The organism is Stieleria sp., assembly GCF_041595215.1.
GTDB classification, from domain to species: domain Bacteria; phylum Planctomycetota; class Planctomycetia; order Pirellulales; family Pirellulaceae; genus Stieleria; species Stieleria magnilauensis.
Map to the genome: position 1 here is coordinate 1 of NZ_JBFHKV010000795.1, position 4,169 is coordinate 4,169.

Sequence of the window (4,169 nt, forward strand, 5' to 3'; positions counted from 1 at the left end):
AGCGATTTGCAAGGCCTCGCCTTTGGCCTTCGCCATCTGAATCGACAGATTCAACCCCAACAGCTGCGCCGTACTCTGGGCGGTGGTCGCGACCTGTGAATCACTGCCGTCGATCAGAATTTGCAGACTCGCTTGTTCGCCCCGCAGCAACTGATCCACATAGCCCGGCGGAATTCGCACACCCACTTTCGCCCGCCCCGACGACATCGCCCGCTGAAACGCGTCTTCGTTCTGCACGTGTTCGATCAAACGAAAGCGACGGGTGTTGACCAACGCATCGACCAATTCGCGCGACTGCTGACGGCCGTCCATGTTGAAGACCACCGTGGGAATGTTTTCGATCTGCGTGTCGATCGCGTATCCGAAGATGATGGTCTGCATCACCGGGACGACCAACATGAAAAAGAGCGTGGTCGGCTGCCGGCGAATGTGCACAAATTCCTTGATCAACACTGCCCACAAACCGGCCATCGTCCCACGTTGAGCGGATCGGGGTCGGTGACGGACGGGTTCAGCGGAAGGTTCTTCCACCGACGGTGCCGACTCGATCGACGACACCTGGCCCTGATCCGACAGGTCGCCGTCTGAACGGATGCGACCAAGCTTTTCCGCATTGCGGGTCAGCGTCACAAAGACGTCTTCCAGACTGGGCGGAACCTCGCGAGTCGCCGCCGATGCGTCCATGCCCAATTGCCGCAAGACGTCTTCAGGGACGCGTGATTGATCTAAGAGCAGGTGGATCGTTTCGCCGAACAAGGTCGCGTCGCGGACCTCCGGCAACTGACGCAACGCCGCGAGGTGCTGGGCCGGAGCGGGCACCCGGATCTCGTAGCGACGCGAATCAGCCGGATTCACTTCCGGAAGCTGCTTGAGTTGCTCGGGTTTGCCGAGCACCAACAGCTCGGATTGATAGATGTAACCCACTTCGCTGCAGCGTTCGGCTTCATCCATGTAGTGCGTCGTGACAAACAACGTGACGCCTCGGCCGGACAGTTCGAACAACAAGTCCCACAGGTGCCGCCTGGCGACGGGATCGATGCCAGCGGTCGGTTCGTCCAGGAACAACACGTCGGGTTCGTGGATCAGCGAGCAAGCCAGCGCCAAACGCTGTTTCCAGCCGCCCGAGAGCGTCGCGGCCAACTGCGGCAAACGGTCGGCCAACCCCGTCAAATGGAGCACGGCTTGGCGACGCTCGACCAGTCTTTGGTGATCGAGCCCGTAGATCCGACCATAGAAATCGATGTTCTCCTGGACCGACAAATCGCCATACAGGCTGAATTGTTGTGACATGTAACCGACCCGCGGTTTGATCTGTTCCGCATCGGTTCGCACGTCCATCCCCAGCACACGCGCATCGCCACCGGTCGGCGGCAGAATGCCCAACAGCATCCGAATGATGGTCGATTTTCCGCTGCCGTTGGGACCGAGTAAGCCGAAGATCGATCCTTGATGTACCTGGAAACTGACATCGCGCACGGCCACCAGCGGCCCAAACGAGCGAGACAGACCACGGACATCAATGATCGGCCCCGTCATCGATTCGCACCGAGTTCATCCAGCCAAACGTCGACGATCATTCCCGGCCGCAACAGATCATCTTGATCGTCGATCCCCACCTTGATGCGAAACACCTGTTTCGATCGTTCCTCGGGGGTCTGCACGTTACTGGGCGTGAATTCGGCTTGCCGAGCGACGAACGTCACCACGCCCTCAAAGGTTCGGTCGGGATGGCTGTCGATGCTCAACCGCAGGCGCTGGCCGACGTTCACGACGCGGGTTTGTGGAACGTAGCTGCGTACCCAGAGCTCGTTTCGATCCAGCATCGATAGCACCGGCGCTCCCGGTGCGACCATGTCACCGGGTTGCAGATCCAACGCCTCGATCCGACCATCGATGGGGCTTTTGACACGCAGTTCTTCCTTCTGTCGCCGGATCGCCTGCAACGCCGCTTCGGCCGCATCACGCGACGCCTTCGCTTGCTCGATTTCTTCCTGGCGGTAACCGCGCTGCATCAATTGCCACGCCTGACGGGCTTCCTCGACGCTCGCCGCCGCACCACGCAATTCTTCGTCGCGCGTTCCCGCCAGTAGCAGTTCCAATTCTTGTTGGCGGACGACCAGGTTCGCCGACGCGGCTTCCAACGCTTCTCGAGCGGCGTCCATTTCCTGCTGCGACGTCGCGTTGGATCCGGCAAGTTTGGAGAGTCGTTCATAACCTTGCGTCGCGAGTCTCTTTTCCGCTTCGGCCAGTGCCTGCCGTCCCCGCGCCGCTTCGATCTCTTGTGGCCTCGGTCCGGCAACCAGCAGATCCAATCGAGCTTGCAGCTGGTCGAACTTAGCTTTCGCTTGTGCGATTTCCTCGTCTCGGAATCCGGCCAGAGTTTGTTGGTACTGCGATTGGCGGGCAGCGAGCGACAACTCGAGTTCCTTTTCCCGTTCCAACAGATCATAGGGCTCAAATTCCACCAACACGTCTCCGGCAGTGACTTCCTGGCCCTCTTGGACATGGACCATTGCAATGCGCCCGCCCACGCGCGAGCCGAGTCGAATCTCGTCGGCCTCGATCATTCCTGAAACCCGTGGCGGATCGGGATTCCACTTGCTGTAGAACACCAGTGCCAGCAGAACGCCGACGGCCGCTGTCAGGGGAATGAACCGAGTGAGCATGTTGAAAGAATCTACAGGGGATCGGTGAAAGCCTAGTGCCGCGACGTTAAGCGTGGTTTCCTCGAATTGCGGCCCGTCGGCTCGCGCCCAATACCGCCAAATCGAGATGGAGGGGCGCCCGGACGCTGGCGCGAACCGGCTGATGTCGATTGATGATCAGCCATTTGTCATCAGGTTATTCTCCACTGGTTGCTGATGGACGTGTGTCGGAATCGGCATCGGATTTGGGCCGCAGCAGCCAAATGCCGGTTTCGATCAATTTGGCAAGTTCGACGGCTTCGATCGTCTGCTCCACCTGCCGAAGTGTATCGATCGCCCCGATCGCTTGCTTACTGAGTGATGTGAGGCGAAGGACGCGGGGCGGCTTGAGTCCCTTGACGAAATAACAGGCTTGCTTTTCGAGCGCGGGAACGATGCGCGTCTTCTTGTCATCGCCCTGCCGCAATTCGATTCTTGGTCCGCACCGGTAGGCTTCGGCGACATCATCCGGCAAGTCGACGTCCGACGATTCGTCAGCGGTCGCGTCGACGCGGCGCCCTTCCATTGCGACTTCATGTTCCAGCGCGGTGACCAGGTCACGAAACGCTTTTTCGGCCGGTCGGATCAGCTGCTGCATCCGCGTTTGTGCATTTTTGACTTCGTTCAACTTGGCCAATGGAACCGCCTGGCGTCCTTGTCTGGCCGACGAAATCACGGACAGGACCGTTGAATTCCAGCGACCGGTGATCCCGTTGAAACTGGTTTCCAATTGCCGGATGCGTTCCAAGCAGGCATGAACCCTTCCCAGCTGGAACTCTTTCTGGGCGTCGGAGATCGACGAGGCGAACGAGGCGACTCCGGGTAATCCGCCGATCACCACGCCACCGGGCAAACCGCGAACGGCGCCCCCGGTCAGGCTCGCCGTCCGTTGGATCGCACCGATCACGTTGGAAAAATGTGCGGCTTCAAGCTGGACCAATCCACGCTTCGACATCGGTTGCGAAAACACTCCTGTAAGAAAAACACGCGACGGGACCCCGCGACCTTGATTCTATGGTCTTGTCCCGGCCAAGGTTTGAGATCGTCCGCGGAAAGGGGACGCTGTGAAGCGTTTTTTAGCGACAGTCCGCGAGCCCTCCGGTGTTTCGGTAACGATGAGGAACCGGAAGGCTTGCGCTGGACCGCTAAAACGTTGGTGTTGACACTCTGTTCGGTTTACGCGACTTCGCTTCCTTTTGATTTCCATCACCGCTCGGTCTCGCTTCAGCCGAGACAGGATGGGTCGTGAGGAACCTGGGCGGACGGAAGATTGAAAATTGCAAAATGCAAATTTGCAATTGGAAGTTTTCATTTTGCAATTTTCAATCTCTTGCTCCGTGTCCTGCAATGGGGAAACGGGCGCCAGGCATTGCAAGAATGAAACCAGCGCAAAGGAAGAAGGTCGTCAACCCCGAACTTTTTGCAGCCCAGGCTTGCGCCCTGCCGCGAACACCTCGTCAAACGCAGGGGATCAATGCTTCACAG

General features: G+C 58.9%; 3 protein-coding genes. All 3 read right to left on the bottom strand.

The annotated features are described in order from the left end of the window. The coding region (locus ABX749_RS24285) for an ATP-binding cassette domain-containing protein (RefSeq protein WP_372898268.1) at positions 1 to 1,536 on the bottom strand (1,536 nt) is incomplete at its 3' end. After that, complete coding sequence (locus ABX749_RS24290; protein WP_372898269.1) at positions 1,533 to 2,666, bottom strand: HlyD family secretion protein; 1,134 nt, start codon at positions 2,664 to 2,666, stop codon at positions 1,533 to 1,535. The genes ABX749_RS24290 and ABX749_RS24285, both read right to left, overlap by 4 nt. A gap of 175 nt (positions 2,667 to 2,841) precedes the next feature. Then, a complete protein-coding gene (locus ABX749_RS24295) occupies positions 2,842 to 3,624 on the bottom strand; it encodes a hypothetical protein (protein WP_372898270.1) in 783 nt (260 codons plus the stop codon). Positions 3,625 to 4,169 lie beyond the last annotated feature (545 nt).

Excerpts from the sequence above, each read along its gene's own strand:
- ABX749_RS24290 (WP_372898269.1), bottom strand. The coding sequence starts at position 2,666 with ATGCTCACTCGGTTCATTCCCCTGACAGCGGCCGTCGGCGTTCTGCTG.